The organism is Clostridium sp. BJN0013 (assembly GCF_040939125.1).
In the GTDB taxonomy this organism is placed as follows: Bacteria; Bacillota; Clostridia; order Clostridiales; family Clostridiaceae; genus Clostridium_B.
In genome coordinates this window covers 820,875-839,770 of record NZ_CP162495.1, presented here as the reverse complement: position 1 = coordinate 839,770, position 18,896 = coordinate 820,875, and the positions used below count along the sequence as shown (strand labels likewise).

General features: G+C 32.3%; 14 protein-coding genes. 5 read left to right on the top strand and 9 right to left on the bottom strand.

Going from position 1 to position 18,896, the window contains the following annotated elements; translation table 11 throughout:
• Positions 1–205 precede the first annotated feature (205 nt).
• Positions 206–1,771: a cell wall-binding repeat-containing protein gene (locus tag AB3K27_RS04425; protein ID WP_368490044.1), complete on the top strand. Its 1,566-nt coding sequence runs from the start codon at positions 206–208 to the stop codon at positions 1,769–1,771.
• Positions 1,772–1,841: 70 nt separating this feature from the next.
• Here the strand turns inward: AB3K27_RS04425 and AB3K27_RS04420 are convergent, their stop codons facing one another.
• The 3 genes from AB3K27_RS04420 to AB3K27_RS04410 form a co-directional block, all read right to left on the bottom strand.
• Positions 1,842–2,759, bottom strand: a complete 918-nt coding sequence (locus AB3K27_RS04420; protein ID WP_368490043.1) for a hypothetical protein — start codon at positions 2,757–2,759, stop codon at positions 1,842–1,844.
• A 7-nt stretch (positions 2,760–2,766) separates the two neighbouring features.
• Positions 2,767–3,576: a hypothetical protein gene (locus tag AB3K27_RS04415; protein ID WP_368490041.1), complete on the bottom strand. Its 810-nt coding sequence runs from the start codon at positions 3,574–3,576 to the stop codon at positions 2,767–2,769.
• A gap of 114 nt (positions 3,577–3,690) precedes the next feature.
• The gene (locus AB3K27_RS04410; RefSeq protein WP_368490040.1) at positions 3,691–4,641 is read right to left on the bottom strand and encodes a hypothetical protein; all 951 of its coding nucleotides are present in this window, start codon (positions 4,639–4,641) and stop codon (positions 3,691–3,693) included.
• A gap of 204 nt (positions 4,642–4,845) precedes the next feature.
• Here AB3K27_RS04410 and AB3K27_RS04405 point away from each other — a divergent pair, with 204 nt between their 5' ends.
• The gene (locus AB3K27_RS04405; RefSeq protein ID WP_368490039.1) at positions 4,846–5,229 is read left to right on the top strand and encodes a NusG domain II-containing protein; all 384 of its coding nucleotides are present in this window, start codon (positions 4,846–4,848) and stop codon (positions 5,227–5,229) included.
• Between the two features lie 49 nt (positions 5,230–5,278).
• Here AB3K27_RS04405 and AB3K27_RS04400 read toward each other — a convergent pair whose 3' ends face one another.
• From AB3K27_RS04400 to AB3K27_RS04385, 4 genes are all read right to left on the bottom strand, one after another.
• Positions 5,279–5,416, bottom strand: coding sequence for a hypothetical protein (locus tag AB3K27_RS04400; RefSeq protein ID WP_368490038.1), 138 nt, complete (start codon positions 5,414–5,416; stop codon positions 5,279–5,281).
• A gap of 183 nt (positions 5,417–5,599) precedes the next feature.
• The gene (locus tag AB3K27_RS04395) at positions 5,600–8,920 is read right to left on the bottom strand and encodes a cell wall-binding repeat-containing protein (protein WP_368490037.1); all 3,321 of its coding nucleotides are present in this window, start codon (positions 8,918–8,920) and stop codon (positions 5,600–5,602) included.
• A 192-nt stretch (positions 8,921–9,112) separates the two neighbouring features.
• Complete coding sequence (locus AB3K27_RS04390; RefSeq protein ID WP_368490036.1) at positions 9,113–12,892, bottom strand: cell wall-binding repeat-containing protein; 3,780 nt, start codon at positions 12,890–12,892, stop codon at positions 9,113–9,115.
• A 568-nt stretch (positions 12,893–13,460) separates the two neighbouring features.
• A complete protein-coding gene (locus AB3K27_RS04385; protein ID WP_368490035.1) occupies positions 13,461–14,510 on the bottom strand; it encodes a cell wall-binding repeat-containing protein in 1,050 nt (349 codons plus the stop codon).
• A gap of 200 nt (positions 14,511–14,710) precedes the next feature.
• On the opposite strand from AB3K27_RS04385, the gene AB3K27_RS04380 reads away from it, so the two are divergent.
• Both AB3K27_RS04380 and AB3K27_RS04375 read left to right on the top strand, forming a co-directional pair.
• Positions 14,711–15,151, top strand: coding sequence for a cell wall hydrolase (locus tag AB3K27_RS04380; RefSeq protein WP_368490034.1), 441 nt, complete (start codon positions 14,711–14,713; stop codon positions 15,149–15,151).
• A gap of 87 nt (positions 15,152–15,238) precedes the next feature.
• Positions 15,239–15,643, top strand: a complete 405-nt coding sequence (locus AB3K27_RS04375; protein WP_368490033.1) for a hypothetical protein — start codon at positions 15,239–15,241, stop codon at positions 15,641–15,643.
• Between the two features lie 44 nt (positions 15,644–15,687).
• On the opposite strand, the gene AB3K27_RS04370 is transcribed toward AB3K27_RS04375, so the two are convergent.
• A complete protein-coding gene (locus AB3K27_RS04370; protein ID WP_368490032.1) occupies positions 15,688–16,587 on the bottom strand; it encodes a tRNA 2-thiocytidine biosynthesis TtcA family protein in 900 nt (299 codons plus the stop codon).
• 78 nt (positions 16,588–16,665) lie between these two features.
• Positions 16,666–17,631 carry a sensor histidine kinase gene (locus AB3K27_RS04365; protein ID WP_368490031.1) on the bottom strand — a complete coding sequence of 322 codons (966 nt, stop codon included), beginning with the start codon at positions 17,629–17,631 and terminating at the stop codon, positions 16,666–16,668.
• A 691-nt stretch (positions 17,632–18,322) separates the two neighbouring features.
• Here AB3K27_RS04365 and AB3K27_RS04360 point away from each other — a divergent pair.
• Positions 18,323–18,772: a hypothetical protein gene (locus AB3K27_RS04360; RefSeq protein WP_368490030.1), complete on the top strand. Its 450-nt coding sequence runs from the start codon at positions 18,323–18,325 to the stop codon at positions 18,770–18,772.
• The last annotated feature ends 124 nt before the right edge of the window (positions 18,773–18,896 follow it).

The following is an 18,896-nucleotide window of genomic DNA, read 5'->3' as shown; positions in this document are numbered from 1 at the left end:
AATATTTCAATCATGAACTGATTTTACCACAATTATATGTATTTTTCCATAGTTAAAATTATAATTGCCATGATGTAAAATCTTACAACAATATTTTTAATTACTGTATTATTAAAAATATTTTACCACAATTTACTTATATAGTATTTTAAATATTTATGATAGACTTTAAATGTACATTATTATTGAGGGAGATGTAAACTTTATGAAAAAAGCAATAGGATTGGCTGTGTCAATAGCTTTGATGTTTTGTATGTCCAATATTGCCTATGCCAAAACTACATACAATGTGACGAGATTTGCTGGTTTGGACAGATATAAAACTTCTTTAAAAATTTCAAACAACTTTCAACAGGGAAATTTGCAGAATATAATACTTGCCAGTGGAAGAGATTTTCCAGATGCATTAGGCGGAAGTGTTTTATCTAAAAAATATAATGCTCCCATACTTCTTATAAATACTGATTTAAGTGAAAATTCCGACGCCATAGAGTACATAAAAAACCATGTAGATAAGTCTGGAACTCTATACGCTTTAGGAGGCACTGCATCAATAAGTGACGAATTCCTAAACTACATGAAACAGTCAGGTTACAAAAATATTACAAGGCTTGGAGGAAAAAATAGATTTGACACCAACAAATCTGTAATAAATTCCATGAAAGTGGAAAAGGGAACTCCTATAGTTATTGCAAATGGATGGGGATTTGCAGATGCCCTAAGTATATCCAGTGTAGCCGCTTCAAGAGGATATCCTATACTTATGACAGGAGATGCTTATCTTCCAGAGGAAACCAAAAGCCTTATTTCAGATATCAATCCTAGTGATGTTTACATAATAGGTGGACAAGGTTCTGTAAAAGATGGAGTAATAAACCAGTTAAAATCTCTTGTACCATCTTTAAAAGACAACAACATAATAAGAGTAGATGGACAAACCAGATATGATACTTCACTAAATATATGTAAATATTTTAATTTGGATACAGATACAGCTGTACTGGCCAGCGGTGCAAACTTTCCCGATGCATTATCTGGAAGTGCTCTGGCTTCTAAATTAAATGCACCTGTAATTCTTACAGACGGCAGTGACATATCTAATCAAAAGACTTTTATAGATGAAAAAGCATATAAAAACATAATTCTTTTAGGTGGCATAGGTTCCATAGATTTACCTGTGGAGTATTTATTAAAAGACCCGTCAGCTGTACCACAGCTTGAAAAGGACTATATAAATAATTTAAAAAGTCACTGTGAATCCTATAAAAGTGAAAACAGTAATGCTTCAAACCAGTTGACCCAAGTATATAATGATATTATTTCCATAATGACAAACTTGGATTCTGCATCCAGTATTGATGAAGTATCTCAGGAGCTTGAACAACTAATTCAGTCATTTCAACAGGGCAGCTCCTATCTATCCACTTATAAAAATAATTTGACTACATTGAGAGATGAGGTATCAAACCTTTCAATACCGGAAGGGTTGGAAACTTTAAACAAACAGTATTTGGATAGTATAGATGTTGAAATTGGAACTATAAATACATCTTTGAATTATACAAATAATTGCACAGATATACTTATTTCTCTTAAAGATGCAGTGGATAATTCAGATTTAGGTAAAATAGATACGGAAGTTAATAAACTTGAGGAGCTGAGCAAAGATACAGAGGATAGTTTAGATATTACAAATGAAAGCAGTGGAATAGACAGTTTATATACCAGACTTACAACTTCCTTAAACAATTTAGGTATCGAAAATAAATAACAAGTCACAGTAATTAAAAAAGCCTCTTTCCTATGTAAGGAAAAGGCTTTTTTACAATTGTAAATTTGCTTTAATCCACTATAATAGTTTTACCTTCCAAATCATCACTAGATGGAATATAAAGTGTATATCCAGAATCACCATGCTGTTCACTTCTTATGTTGATTTTAGAACTATCGCTGTTAGCACAAATAGAAATGTTATCTCCCTGTTCTAGTGATCCGCTACTAAATTTGTAGATAACATTTTTTCCATTTATACTTACCGTAGTAGGAGTTAATTCCTCTCCTGTACTGCTGTTCGTGAATATGAAATCATCATCATAAGAAGTTTTAATCTCATCATCAATATTTTGATTAAATACTACAGTTACAGTATCTGTATTTGAACTGCTGGCAGACCATAAATCAGGCATAGCTATCGGAGGAATATATACTGTCGTGGAACCAGATTTTATGTTACACCCTGCAGAATCTACAGAATTGTTGTTAACTACGCTGAGATTGATACTGCTTCCCGAATCTTTTATGGCATCGATTTTCTCATTATTTTTGATTCCAGATTTAAATAAAAGTATTACATCACTTCCGCTGCAATAGCCGCTATCAGGGGCATACCCATCCACTCTAAAATCATTTAGACTCAGTATATCAAGGGATGCTGTGAGAGAAACTTTCACTTTTATATCATTACCATCCCATGTAATCTGTGCCTCATCTTTTATAATTTCAGGACCCTCCCCGGAGCCGGTACTTATATTTCCAATATAGGATCCAAGTTCTAATAATTTTCCATTTATATCCTTTACATTTTTAACTCCCAGCTGACAAATACCCGTACCTCCATTTCCAGATCCTATTGTAAAACTGGATGGAAATTCTATAATTACACTTTTATCATCTAAGCTCGGAGTAACTACGGCATTAGTTGGGAGATTTCTTATGTATCCATTGCCATCTTTAAATACATAATTTGAAGCCTTTTTCAAAGAGGATTCATCCATAACTTTGTTGAAAAATATAGCTAAAGCCTGGGGGTTTATCACTTCTCTTTACTATTTCTGTAACATTTACTCCTTCATCCTCTGCACTAGTAAGAGTAGTTGTGTAGTCGTCCATTGTATTTGGAGTTGAATTTGTATCAATAATATTTTTTACCGTTAGAATATACCCAGAATCACTCAATGTACCTTTATCAAATTTAATATCAAAGTATCTATTACTATTTCCATCTAAAGTTATTGCATATATATCATTAATTTTAGAAGTTATATCTGTTCCATTTGAATCCAGTATATTATAGTTTTCTTTATTTACAGCACAGCTTTGAGAAACAGGTTTATTAAACTGAATTCTTATAGTTCCTTGGTCAAAAATAACAGCAGAGCTAACCTCAGGCTTATCATCATCTTTTACCACATAAAAATCCATACTTGTCTGACTAAGACAGTTTCCAAAGGTATCTTCTATATTGTCATTTACCACCACTGTATTTTTCCCTGATTTAAGCAAATTCCCTATATTAGTAATTTCAACCACTGCATCATCAGAACCTGTATCAAAAGTAACGCAGGAAGAATCTACATTTAATATAGTTCCATTTACAGTATAATTAGTAGGTTCAAGAGCTGTCTGCTGATCCATAGCCCTGTTATACTCCACATAAATGGTATCTGTATTATTACTGATTATACTTTGAATTTTAGGATCTACAGATACAGAGTTTACTGTAAAATTCTCAGTAGTACCGCTTAAAGGAAAACCCGCCGAACTATCAAAATTACTCCCTACCGCTCCATTTGGCACAGTAAAAGTATTTTCTCCTATAGGAAGCGGAGAATTAAAATACAGTTCCACTGGGCATAGGGGGCTATGACCTTACAGAAACGGGAAATATTATAGCAGAACTATAGCATGATTTTAATAGCCTGTACAGGATGAACAGGGAGAACTTCCCTCAAAAGGTGAACTTTTTATATGAAAATTATATTGATTAATAATATATTGAGCAGGAAATTTATGGTGTATGCCACTGCTGAATTTTACTTTATCCTCATAGAATTCTATATTCAAGGGTACAATTTCCATAAAATTTTCATTAATTACACTTTCTTTTAACAGAGGTTTGTATAATTTCTTTTCTCCTTCTATATTAATCACTTCTATAGTATCTGTAGAAGTCATAAGTGATTCCACTCTTCCCTCATTAGAAAATTTCACAGAATTAGAATCTCCGTAAATACCCATAGCCTGGGTATCATAAGCCATTATAGTACCTATTTCAGTAGAGATATCTGTAGGTTTTGCAGGTTCAAAAGACTTAAGTTTCCCATCTTCATAAAAAGATACTCCTATACGCACAAATACATCTCCTAAAGGAGAATTTATTTTAATATCATTTTTACTCCAGAAAGTAATGCTCTTTATACTTCCACTTTTATAAAAATATACTGAAATAATCTTCTCTTTTAATTTTCCTATGGAAGCATCAATCTCTATTTCTTCTGCCAGATTGTATTCATCTTCTTCGGACCAGTAACCTGTTATTTTCCCATTTAAAGGGAAAATTCTCTTTATACTTTCATCTTCATAAAATGTGATAAGTTCAGCTGGTAACATACCAATAGAAGTGTTAACATCAGTCTGTTTTTCAAAATAAATTTTTTTTAAACTTCCACTATTGTAAAAAGCAACAGAAGGGATATATTTACTCCTTTCTTCACCATATTCGTACTTAGGTATTAAAAGTCCATAGGGAGTTTCCAGTTTATTTAATTTATCTAATGTACATTCCTTTAAACTGCCATCCTCATAGTACTTTACATAATTTAAACCTTTCAAAGTTCCATATTTAGTATTTATGTGTTCCATAATCTTTCCCCCAGTACTCATACTTTATTTTAATTTAACATAAGTATACCTTTTTACAGTTTTTTTGCAATATATTTTTTAAAAAACTAAAGATATGTTTAAATTTAAGAATCAACTTGATTAAATTATCAAGTTGTAAATGTACTTGAAATGTAGTACAATTCTCTATATAAAAAATATAGAATCCATACAGAGGAGAACCAAATGAAAAAAGGAGATAAGATTGCTGCATTAATTATAATTATACTGCTTGTTATAAGTACTGCAGGAGTTTTAATATACAAAAACCATACGGAAAGTTCCAGTAGGATTGCCCTGATAAAACAAGATGGCAAACTTATAAAGACTATCAATTTAAATACTGTTAAAAACAGTGAGGAATTTATTATAAAATATAAGGAGAATGATTTTAATAAAATAAAGGTGGAAAAAGGGAGGATTCGCATTACAGATGCAAATTGCCCTGATAAAATATGCGTAAAAAAAGGGTGGATATCGGAACCCGGGGAAAACATCGTATGCCTTCCCCACAGACTTATAATAAGTATAGATGGTAAAAATTCAAATTATGACACTATTACAAGGTAGGCTGAATTCCTATATCTATTGCTTTTACTATTTAGATCAAACTAACTAATTATTTAGTAGAAATATGATGAGAAATAATTTCGTTGTTAAAGGTATCTAAAATATATGTCCATTCATACATTATGTTGCCCTGACCTATTTTCATCATATCAAATACTACAATTTCTAACGGTTTTTTGCATTCCATTGATTTTTTACTAGATTAGTATAAGTTTTATTTTCTTTTCCTATATGCTTGTATTTATTTACATGAAAAAAAGTAGACAACAGATGGTTAATACCTATGTCTACTTTTATATTACAACCTCATTCTAGGGGTGGTCATGACTTGTCATTTAAATTTTATTCTATAAATTTAACCATTTATATATTATTTTGCAGTAATGGTATAACCATTTAAATCATCATTCGAAGGTGAATATGTGGTATAAGCAGCATTATCGTGTTCTTCACTTCTTATATTTATGCTTGATGAATTACTGTTAGCAGTTACTTTGATTTTGTCGCCTTTATCAAATGATGCTGAACTGAACCTATAAACTACAGTTTCATCGTCAATACTTATAGCATTCGGGGTAAGGGTCTTCCCTGTAGTTTGATTCGTAAATATAAAGTCATCACCATATAGATTTTGTATAGCATTATCTATATCCTGATTAAATTTTATATTTATAGTATCTGCATTTGAAGCATTAACTGCTTCAAAATCACTAGATTTTGTTACAGGAGGTATATAAACCTTAGTAGAACCAGTCCTTATATTACGGCCTGCAGCATCAACCGAACCATTATTTACCACACTTACAGTAGTGCTTTCACCACAGTCTTTTATACCGTCTACCTTTTCGCCATCATCTACACCGGATTTATATATGAGTATTACATCATTCCCCTCTGTACTACCACTATCGGGCTTGTATCCGTCAACCCTGAAATCACCTATATCAAGAGATTCTAGCGATGCTGAAAGTGCAACCCTAACAATTATATTATTGCCGCTGAAAGTCATATCAGCACCACCCGCTATAATCTTAGGTCCGCTGCTGCTACTTGTACTTATATCACCTATATATGAACCTAAATCAATTGAAGTACCATCTGCATCCACCACATTTTGAACTCCAACTTGAGTTACATCTCTAGCTGTAGTTCCATCACCTATAGTATAATTTGATGGAAATTCAATAGTTACACTCTTATCATCATAGGAAGGTGTTACATCAGCTCCTCCCGGAAGACTTTTTACCTTTCCAGTTCCATCTCTGTATACATAGTTTGATTTATTGGATATGGAATCATTATCCATAGTATGATTAAAAAACATTGTAACACCCTGATCGTCATCGGCCCTTTTAACTATCTCTGTAACGGTAACTCCTTCACTATCCATACCTGATAAAGTAGTAGTATAGGTATCCATTACATTAGGTTTCGCTTCAGTATCTATAACATTTTTTACAGTTAATGTATATTTTGAATCACTCAAGGTGCCATCGCCAAATTTCAAATCAAAGGTTGTGTTATTATTTCCATCTACAGTTATAGTATTTACGTTGTTTAACTTATAACTTATATCATTTCCATCTGAATCCTTAAGTGTATAGTTTCCAATATTTGTTGCATAACTCCTGACAACATCTTTGCTAAATTTAATTCTTATAGTTTCTTCATTCAAAATATTTGCAGATTTAACTGTAGGTTTTTCACTATCACTTCCATAATAGAGCGTACTATTTGTATCATTAATCGGATTTCCATAGGTATCCATTATGTCATTTTCAGCCAAAATTGTATTTGTACCCTGCTCAAGCATGCTTCCTACATTCTTTATCTTTACTACACTATCTCCTGAACCAGAATCAAAAGTAACATCGGAATCATCCACATCTAGAGTCGTACCATTTATTTTATAGTTTGAAGGCTCGAGAGCAGTTTGAGTGTCCATGGCCCTATTATACTTTATATATATGATTCCCGCATTGTTGCTTGTAACACCTTCAACTTGCGGACTTCCAGCTACTGATTCAACTGTAAAATTTTTAGATTGGCTTTGTATTGGAATATTGGCGGCATTATCAAATTTGCTTTGTGACGTTCCATCAGATACACTAAAAGTATTATTACCTATAGGAAGTGCAGAATTAAAATAGAAGTCTACTCCATCTGCCCAATCTCCACATTGATCTGTAAGTTCTGTATAGGAAGTATCAAGGCCATAGTTTTTAACACTTCTCTGATTTATCTTCATAGAGTATACATCATCTTCATCCATTCTTATGGCTTCTGAAAATTTTACTTTCAGTTTATTACCTCCAACTGCAGTAACTGATTCAATTGAAGGAGATCCAGTTTCTTCAAATTTAACTTCCTTCTCATATTCAGTTATACTGGAAGATGAGTCTTCAGCAAGCACATTGTTCTTTACTTTAAAAGTAACATTTTTCCCTTGAGAAAATGGATTTCTAAATGTAATGACTACAGTTCTACCATCATCTTGAAGATGTGCAGAAGCCTGTGTCTGAGATACAACTCCAAGATAATCACCATCTATCTCATAATTTGCAGTTCTCTCTGCAGAATCTTCATCAACATCAGTATTAAAAACAACTTTTATCTGATTAAGCCCAACTGCAGTTACAGAATTTACCGTATTACTCTCACTATCACTAACAATTCCCTGAGCTGCATTTTTAATATCAGAAACAGTACTATCTGAAATCGCACCATCTTCTGATATTACATTCAATTCTGTAGAAGAATCCGCCTTTGATTTAATATAATTTAGTGCATCTTTAGTTTCAGAATCCCCCTCTCCATTTACAAGTACCAAAGGGGATGAGTTTATTCCTGCAACAGATGCAGCTATGAGAGCATCTGTATATCTATCTCCAGATGCATTTGCCACATATATTTTATCGGATTTCAAATCGCTGGAAAAAGCCTTGAGTACATTTAAATTAGTTTCGAATCTATCTAAACCACCATCTATTCTTTCAACTGCCCCTAGACCATTATAAGTACTTTCATTTATAACGTTATCTATGCCTATTACTGTAACCTTAGAATTGTTGTTCTTTACAAAAGCAACTACGGAAGATATGTCATTATTGTCATTTTCACCAAGAAGGAGTATTTCCCCTTTAGCAGCAGCTACAGGTGCTGCAGAAAGGGCATCTGAAAAACCACTTCCTCCAGTCATCATTACGTTGGAAGGATCTACTCCAAGCTTAACAAGTTCCGCTGCCACAGCTGCGTTAGTTTCGTACCTATTTTTACCACCAAGTTCAATCAAGTTATAATTTTCACTTTTTAATTGTTCTCTTATGTTCTGGGATATTACTCCATCGCCACCTAATATATATATGTTTTTAGCTTTTAATTTACTTATTTCATCATTTGTAGTACTGTTTAAACTAGAATTTCCAGTTAAAAGTATAGGTGCATTAAGTTTTTTAGAAAGTACAACAGCACTTATAGCATCTGCATAACTTTCGCCGGATACAAGGATCACATTATCACTGCTCGTCCAATTGGAATCAGCAACAGCTGCTGCAGTGCCATAACTATCAGATCCACTTACTTGATTCAACTGATTTTCTGAAGCCTTTGCAGTAGCTGCAGGAATCGCTGAAGACATAACAAGTGAAAATACAACAGTACTTCCTATAGTTCTAAGAGTATTTCTATTCATAAAATTTACTACCTCCAGTCTTTTTTAGTGTTATATGAATATTGTACCATAGATGCTAGTTTTTTAGGCAAAATTTATACAAAAAATAGCCACCTCAAATACGAACTAATCACTAAAATAATTGTAAATAAAAATGAGGGAAAATCATTTCCCTCATTTTTATTTACAATTTTAAGTTAACTGACTCTAATATTATTCAGTCGCTACTGAAACAGCAATGTTATCTTTTGAAGCTGTTGCCTCACCTTTAGTTAAAGTAACTTTATAAGTACCATCTGTATTTTGAGCTACAGTAATTGTAGTTCCTGAATCATTAATGGCAGTAGTTACTTGCTCTTTTAAATATGCTGCTACATCAACTGTGCCTACTGGTGTTGTGTATGAAGGATTTACCTTTGAAATCTCATTATTAACATCTGTTTGATTAGTTGCTGCTGTATCAGTTGCACTAGTCGCATCATTAACAACCTCTTTAGTCAACCAAACATAAGTAGTGTCTTTGTCATCATCTGTAGGCACATAATATGCATAATCTCCGGATGCATCCTTAACTGTAGAAATTTTAGAAGAATCTTTAGGCGTAACTTTAACTTTCACTTTGTCACCTGATGATTTATCAACTGCCTTTTTAAGATCCTGTAGATCATCGTCTTGGAACTTAAATACTACTGATGTTCCATCTGCACTAACATCACTAGCATCTACAGTAGCACCTGATATACTAAATGTAAAATCTGAAGTACTAAGACTGTTGTTACTAATTGGAGTATCAAATTTAACAGCTATATCTACTTCATTACCATTAGCAGTTGCTTCTCCATTCTCACCCCAATTGGTAGCGATATCATTACCATCTCTATCAGTAATTAGCCTTGGACCCGCATCATATGAGTATATAGGTACTGAAGAAGCAGTAACATCTCCACCCAATATATCCTTAACATTTGAAATAGTTAATTTAGCACCGTTACCTACAGCTTTAATCTTATTAATCTTTGTAGTACTATCACTTGTATCATCATCACTTTCATAGAATGTAAGAGTTACCTCACTTCCATCTACAATAACTGAATCTGGTGTTTCTCCGTTTAATTCAAAGTTAGTTTTTTCATCTGAAGCACTACTATCTATAGGCATAGTAAAGCTTAATTTAGCCTTTAAGTCATCATCGTCATAATAAAGTTTTAAGGAGTTTTTCTTAGCAGTAGTATTACCTTCATAATCTTGTAGTGTTCCTCCATTGTTTCCAGTACTTAAAGAATTTCCATCTTCATCTTTAACACCAGTTGCATAAATTGATTTTATATTATACTCAGAAGATTTTGACCCATCAGCAACTATTGATGTATCACTTAAGTCGATAACTGCACTCTTATTGTCATCACTTACATCAATATCTGCACTACTTGGAAGGGTCTTAGTTTGTCCTTTTTCATTTACATATTCATAATTATCTGTATCGTTTAATGTGCCCCCATCCATTGCTTTATTAAATACAAAGACAACTTTATCAGCTGAAACTTTATAAACCTCCGCTGTTGCACTTACATCTTCAGAGCCATCAAATACAATAACTTTATCATCCATTATATTTGGAGTTGAAGCAGTATCTTGAATATTTTTTATAGTCAGTGTATACTCAGAATCTGTTAAATTTTCACTTACATGTAAATCAACTACATCTGTAGTATCGCCATCTTTAACTTCATAACTGGAACCTTTCCCTGGAATAGTAATTCCATTGCTTTCTTGATAAGAACTACTACTATCATTAATAGGCTGTATATTATCAGTGATATCAAGTCCATCCCCATCTTCCAATGTATAGTTAGATACATTAGTTGCATAAGTTGCATCTACATCTTTACTGAATTTTACTCTTATAGTGTCTTCATCAAGTGCATAAACGGAACTTACATCAGGCTTTGTAGTATCCTCATCCAATGTAAATGTTTCATAAGTGTCATCTGGTATATTATTTCCATAAGCATCTTCCACACTATCATCTATATATATGGTATTGGAATTTTTATTTAATAAACTGCTTACACCACTTATTTTAATTTGAGTATCATCTTTTTTAAGCTCAATTGTGGCATTATCGATTTCTTCGTTATTTATCTTGAAATATTTATTATTTTTAGCTGTCTTTTCATCCATAGGTCTGTCAAAGTTAATATATACTTTTCCACTATCTTCAGCTGTTATGCTTGTAATCTCAGGTTCACTACTAAGCTCATCTACATCAAAGTTTTCACTTGTATCTGCAACAGGAAAACCTGCAGCATCTTCAAGAGCATCATCATCTGCATCAGAAACACTTAATGTATTATTTCCACTACTAAGATCTGAATCAAAATATAATTCAACTTCATCAGTCCAATAATATTCATCAGCATCACTATCATCTGCTTTAATTGCATTATCTAAAGAAGAATACCTAAGTTCACCATCATCAGCATCATAATTAACTGAAAATGAAGATAAATTCTTATCGTTTATCTTAAGTTTGGATATTACTGATTTAAGTGCAGCAGCTTCAGTTGAACCCTTTGCTTTTACAGGTTCAGAAAATTTAATATCCAACTTATTATTTCCTCTAACTTCTACTGATTCAAGCGTAGGAGCCGTGGTATCTTCAAATGTTATAGTCTGACTGAATTCTGGAACTGTATCTGACTTGTCATCAGTAAGTATTCCTTTTTTAACTGTTACATCAACATCATCATTTTGTTTTTGTTTTTCGGCAAGAGTTATTAAAACAGTTTTATTATCATCCTGCAAGTTTGCAGTTGCTTTCTCATCAGTAAGTTTGGTTCCATCAACCTCATAATTTGCTACATCCTCAGCAGTATCTTCATCAACTTCCTGATTGAACACAACTTTTATTTGAGTTAACCCATTAGCACTTATAGATGAAACTTCTGGATCAACATCTGATGGAGTTGGATTTACAGCCTTATTAATTGCATCAACTATAGAATTTGAAACAACTCCCTCTCCTCCTATTACATTTAAATCAGTAGTTTTTGAAGCAGTATCTCCAATATACACTACAGCATTCTTTGTTGCATCTGAACTATCCTTATCAACTAATACAAGCGGTGCAGTATATTTTCCAGCTAATGCTGATGCAACTAAAGCATCTGCATATAAGTTATCTGGTGTAGCAGGACTTGCATTTGCCACATATAATTTGTCATTTTTCAAACTGTCTTTAAATTCATTTAATACATTTAAGTTAGTTTCAAATCTATCTTGTCCTCCATCTACTCTGGTGCTAGCTCCAAGAGCATTGTAGATAGTATCATTTATAACATTTTTAGTTCCAACCACTGTAACCTTTGAACTATTGTCTTTTACAAAATCAATAACTGATTGAATTGAGCTTTCATTGTTGTTTGCAAGTAATAATATCTGTCCTTTTGCTGCTGCAACCGGTGCCACTGACAGTGCATCTGAGAATCCTTCTCCTCCAACTACCAATACATCGCTGGCACTAACACCTAATTCAACTAATTTTTCAGCTACTTTTGCATTAGTTTCATATCTGTTGGCTCCACCAAGCTCTACCAAATTATAATCGGTTTTTAAGTTATTCCTTATGCTCTGTGAAATTGATGCATTTCCACCAATAACATATATGTTCTTTGGTTTTAATTGTTCTATTGCACCTTCTGCATCTGAACTAAGTGTATCTGGTGTAGTTAAAAGTATCGGTGCGTCCAATTTTTTAGCCAATGCAGAAGCACTTACTGAATCTGCATACCCTTCTCCTGATACTAATACTACATTATCAGTAGTTGTCCAGTTTGACTTGGCAACCTGGGCAGCTGTTGCATATCTGTCGGCACCACTTGTCCTTGTTACTTCTCCTGCTGCTGCTTTAACTGGACCAGCTGATAAAGCTGTAGTTAAAACTAAAGACATAAGTGTAGCACTTGCAAGTGCCTTTGTACTCTTTTTACTCATATTGTAATACCCTCCTCGATTAAGTGAATTTTAATTAAAATTCTTTTTCTTTATTTAATAAAAGATTATTGAATATATATAATATATATTTTTAAATATATACTTTCTTAAAATGTATGTCCAAGTACTATAAGTATATAACACATACCTATGTACAATTTTAAATTTATATATTTAATACCTATACTGCCTGGTCAACATTTATGAAACAAAAATAATTATATTATGTAATTTATAATATATGCTATCAATTACATGTAAAACTAAACCAATTTTTATAAAGAACTACCGTTTTTACGTTATTTCTAACAATTCATTCCTTATTATAGCATAATAAATCCATAATTTCTACAGTTTATATACTATGATAAATAATTTATTAATTAGAATTTATACTCTATGTTCCAATTATACAACAACATTTCTAATTTTTCCATACCTTAATTAATAGTAATTTAAGGCCGTAGAAGAAATATATTCCTAAAATATACCCCATAAAAAATAAAGTACATATAATTATACTTAAGTCAATGATATATTATTCTACATAACCTGTAAAAATCCTCTTTTATTCAATGCCTATAATTTCTAAATCATCATTATTTTTAAGAACTGCTTCTACCTCTGAAGAAACAGAGGAAGTTCCACCCACTATTATTATAGTGGAATCATCTTTTGCATTGGATAATATATAACTATTGGCATTTGCTACCTGGGTACTTCCTGCACCTGCTCCTGTGAGCACAAGAGGTGAACCAGTTTTAGCTGCAGCTGCTGATGCTACCAGTGCATCTGCAAATTGATCCTGGGCGGCTCCTCCTGCGGCTACATATATATTGGTAAAGTCCAGTCCACCATTTTCTTTAAAATAATTTAGTACTGCCAGGTTAGTTTCAAATCTATCTGATGTATTGCTGGTTACCTTGGTTCCACCTACGGAAGTTACTACAGACTCAGGCAATACCCCATCTCCTCCAAAAGCTTGTATCTCTAGATTTTTTGAAGTTATTATATCTTTGACTACAGGAGCTACCTCTTTTGTAGATGCAAATAATACAGGATATCCCTTCTGTGCTGCAATGGAAGCTACGGAAAGAGAATCTGCATATCCGTCTTGTCCATTTACCAGCATGGCAGTTTTTTGATTGCTCATTTGAAGCACTTTTTCAGCCACTTCTGCATTAGTTCCCATTCTGGTGGTATCAGTAGTTCCTGCTATACGTTCTACTTCATAACTGTCCTCCAATGTATTTTCTATATCTTCAGATACTACTCCTGTACCCCCTACTATGTATACTTTAGTGGCACCTAAACTTTTTATAGTTGAAGCAACTTCTGTTTCTAAGGTTTGTCCATGAGTCAGAAGTATAGGTGCGTCAAGCTGTTTTGCCAGTGGTGTGGCACTTACTGCATCCGCATAGCCATATCCATTTACCAATATTATATTATCGCACTTGTTGAACAAATCTAAAGCCACTTGATTTGCAGTACCTATTCTTCCCCCATCACCTCCATCTGTTCTCTTTACTGCAGCTGCACACACACTGCCGCTTCCCAGTGCTGCTGATAAAACCAGTGCAGTTAGTACGGAACTTAAAAATCTTTTCTTGTTTACCATCAGTTTACCTCTCCTCCAATTAATTATTAAATATACATTATTTTTATTATATAACAATACTGATTTTTTTTATAGATAATATCCAATTTTTATACCGGATCTTTATTCCAATTTTTTCTTTTATCATAGAAATAGTTGTAACTTTTTAAGTTCTTATAAATAAAATAATATTGTAAGCAAAATTGACGAGGTGAAAATCTATGGCATTCTCAGATAGAGAACTTCTGGCAAGAATTATAAAGTGCGAAGCGGGCGGAGAAGGAGACGTTGGCATGAGGGCCGTGGCAACTACCATTATGAATAGAGTACGTGTTCCTTATGGAGAATATCATAGAATAGGCCAGGGAGATATAAGACGAATACTTTATCAGGAAGGCCAGTTTGACTGCATGCGCTCACAAATCAGGGGAGTGACTAATCCCCAGACCATATGGGCGAACCCTCCGGATCAAGTACATTATGACATAGCCGACTGGGCACTGGCAGGTAACAGACTATTTAATATAGGTTATTCCCTCTGGTATTTCAACCCCTATGCCCCCTGCCCCTGGATTTTTCCATTTAACGGCGTAGGCTCTTTTCAGGTAAAAATACTGCAGCATTGTTTTTACAATCCAACGGAACTTTATGCACAAACTTAGACAATGCACAATGCACAGTTCACAATTTACAATGCACTATTAACCTTTAACTCTTAATTAATTAATAATAAATATGGAGGTATTTTAATGATTTCAAATTATCCTGAATACTTTAGAACTATGCCTATGACTCCTGAATTTACACCGGAAATGTGTGAAGAAATATCAGAAGATGAATTTATACAGGATACACTGAAAGATAATAATCTAAGACAAACCACGCCTACACCTACACCTGCACCACCTTCTACTTTTGAAATGGCTCCCGGCTCCCCTGTAAATCAGGATATAAATTACACTCAAGGGTACTTAAGAACACAGATAGGAAAAAGAGTAAGGGCAACTTTCCTTCTGGGTACCGGAACTCTTCAGGATCGTACTGGTGTTTTAGAAAGCGTAGGTATAAGTTATATAATACTTAGAAATGAAGAAACAAATAGCAGAGAACTGGCAGACATATATTCTATAAAATTTGTAGTTATATTTGATTAGTCCATAAAAAACATTTAGACCAGCATCTGTTGCTGGTCTATTAATTATCTTCTATTATATATATTTTCAGCACTTTCTCTTTCTTTATTATAAAATTCCAAATAAGAATATAACTGTCCATCTTTCTTCCAAGCCAATACCCCATCTAAGTTCACATTTTGTGCCGCATGAAAAATTGACTTGTCTATATCTTTAAAATTAATTTTCATTTTTTTTATCATATCTTTAATCTCATATCGTTTACTGCTCGTTCTTTTGGCTGCAACTATACACCCACAATTTAAGGGAGATATTCCTGCATTTTTCATAAAGGCTTCAATATTGCTTTCCTCTACAAAATAAAGGGGTCTTATAAGTTCTATATTTTTAAAATTTTTAGATTTTAACTTTGGCAGCATAGTTTTAAAACTTCCCCCATAAAACAAGTTTAGAAGAGTTGTTTCTATTACATCATTGAAATGGTGTCCCAGTGCAAGTTTATTGCACCCCAACTGCTGTGCCTTAGAGTACAGTGCTCCTCTTCTCATTTTGGCACAAATATAACAGGGATAATCTTTTCCAATATTATCTATTACATTAAAAATATGGGATTCAAAAATATGTAGAGGAATATTTAAATAATTGCAGTTTTCCATTAAAAGTTTTCTGTTGCTTTCATGATAACCTGGATCCATAGCAATAAATTCCATATGAAAATTTACCTTCCAATGCTTTTTTAATTCCTGAAATAACTTAGCCATAAGCATGCTGTCTTTACCACCAGATACTGCTACCGCCACCCTGTCTCCTTCTTCTACCAGATTAAATTCACTAATAGCCCTTACAAATTTTGACCATATGCGTTTTCTATATCTTTTCGTAATACTGTGTTCTATTTCTTTTAATGGTTTTCTCTCATTAAAGGGAACCTGTATTTTACATCCTGTTCCTTTTATCTTATCCACGTTATCACTCCGTTCTTTACCAGAACATTATAGCATTTATAGTATTACCGATTTAAGCCTCTTTTTCAATAGTAAAATTTAAATTTTAAAATACATATCTGTAAACTCCATATTGATCTGATCTATTTTATTTTTACACATAATTTCTTTATTGTCTCTATGATCAATTTTATCTATATAATTTTCTTCAATAATTTTTATAGGGAGTCTTACGGTAAATTCACTGCCTTCACCCATACTGCTTTTTACAGTGATTTCCCCTTCATGAAGCTTGGCAAAAGATTTTGCCAGATAAAGACCCATGCCACTTCCTTTATTTTCTACAGCAGTGCTACCTACCTGTCCAAACCTTTCAAATATGATTTGCAGTTTATCTTCTGGTATACCTATTCCAGTGTCTTTTACCGTAATATATACATTTTCATCATCACATTGAACATTTACATATATTTTTCCTTTTGGCGGAGTAAATTTCACTGCATTAGATAGTAAATTCAAAATTATTCTCTCCATCTTATCTGAATCCACAGCCATTATTTTCTCTTCTACATTTGTATCAAAAATTAATTCTATATCTTTACTTTCTACATAAGGCACTAAAGATAACGTAATATCCTCAACTATATTCACAATATTTTCATTATGACAGTTTAATTTTATAAACCCAGAATCCAGTTTGCTTATATCCAATAAATTGTTTATAAGCCTCATTAGCCTGTAACAGTTTTCCTTCATTATTTTAAGATACTCATCTTGCTTATCAATACATTTCTGGTCTTCACAGTTTTTGCATTCAGCCAGTACTTGTATTGCAGCAAAAATAACATTTAAGGGTGTCTTTAACTCATGGGATATATCAGATATAAATTCTGTAATATTTTTATTAAATTTTTGACTTTCATTCAGAAGTTCAGTATTTCTCTTTACGTCGCTTTTAAGTTTTTGAACCTGTTTTTCTAAGGTCATGCCGCAAAAAACACCTAATTTTGAGGAATCATCCAATAATTTATCATTGATTCTACCTTGTTCACTAAAACTATTCATATTTTCACACCCATTTCCGTATCAATAATTGTATTTTTATCCGAAGGCTACCACTTTGCTGACACCCATTTTTTTCAAAAAGGGAAATAAGCACTGCTGAGCCCCTGGATGAATTCTTCTAAGGTTCTTATGGAAAAACATTCCTCATGGGCAAACTCCAGCTGAACCTTAGAATCACTTGATTTCATAAAACACTGTAACTATATTGATAATTATATTGATAGTTATCCTATTATAGAACTTTTTGCAAGAACTACATTTAACTTGACATTTGGATATAAACAATTAGACAATAAGTAAAATAAATTTAATCTTTTAGAGAACATTTTTAAAATTGTTATTTCAGAACAATGCAATAAAACTTTACGTTTACTAATAATTATACCATTTATTCAATTAAAAATAAATATTTGAAAAGGATATTTTTGAATATTTTAAATGTTATGTATAAAATTAACATGAAATCAAAAAGTCATTATTTTCTATATAAATACAATTTTGAAAATTACTCTGGTACAAAATATGAATTTTTAATATTTATTTAAATTCCTCTAGAATTTTAAGAAGGATTTTTTTTTTTTTTGTAGAATTTATACATAGAATATAAGATGAAATAAATGTAGAATTTGTAGAAAATTGTAGATTAATATCAAAATGCTTCCATGCTCACTTGGGAAAGGATATAGCAACTATGCTTAAACTTCACTGGATAGAAATTTTTTTAAGACTTATTCCTGAAACTCTTTTAATAATTTGGGGTATATATGTAATAAATAAAACATCTTTTAATTTAAAAAATTATATTATATTAACTGTTGGACTAAGCTTTTGTAGTTTTTTTATAAGAGAACTCCCCATATATTGGGGTATACATACATTGATTGCTATAATTTTAATAATAAGTGTTATGTTTATTCAAGGTATTCCATTAATTGCTTCCACATACGGGACATTGAGCATGTTCTTAATTCTTTCCTTCAGTGAATTTTTAAATATTTTAATACTAAGTATATTTAACATTGAAATAAATTTAACATATATAGATTCCATTATGGGTTCTATTAGAAAATGTTTGCTTGGAATTCCTTCTCTTATTATAATGTTTTTATTTATTATACTAATTCGACATTTTAAAAAATAATAATACCAATTTTTTGAAAACTTAATTTTAATTTAAATAACATTCTTAAAAATATAACGAAAGGACACAACAATTATGCTTAAACTTCACTGGATAGAGATTTTTTTCAGAGGTATTCCTGAAA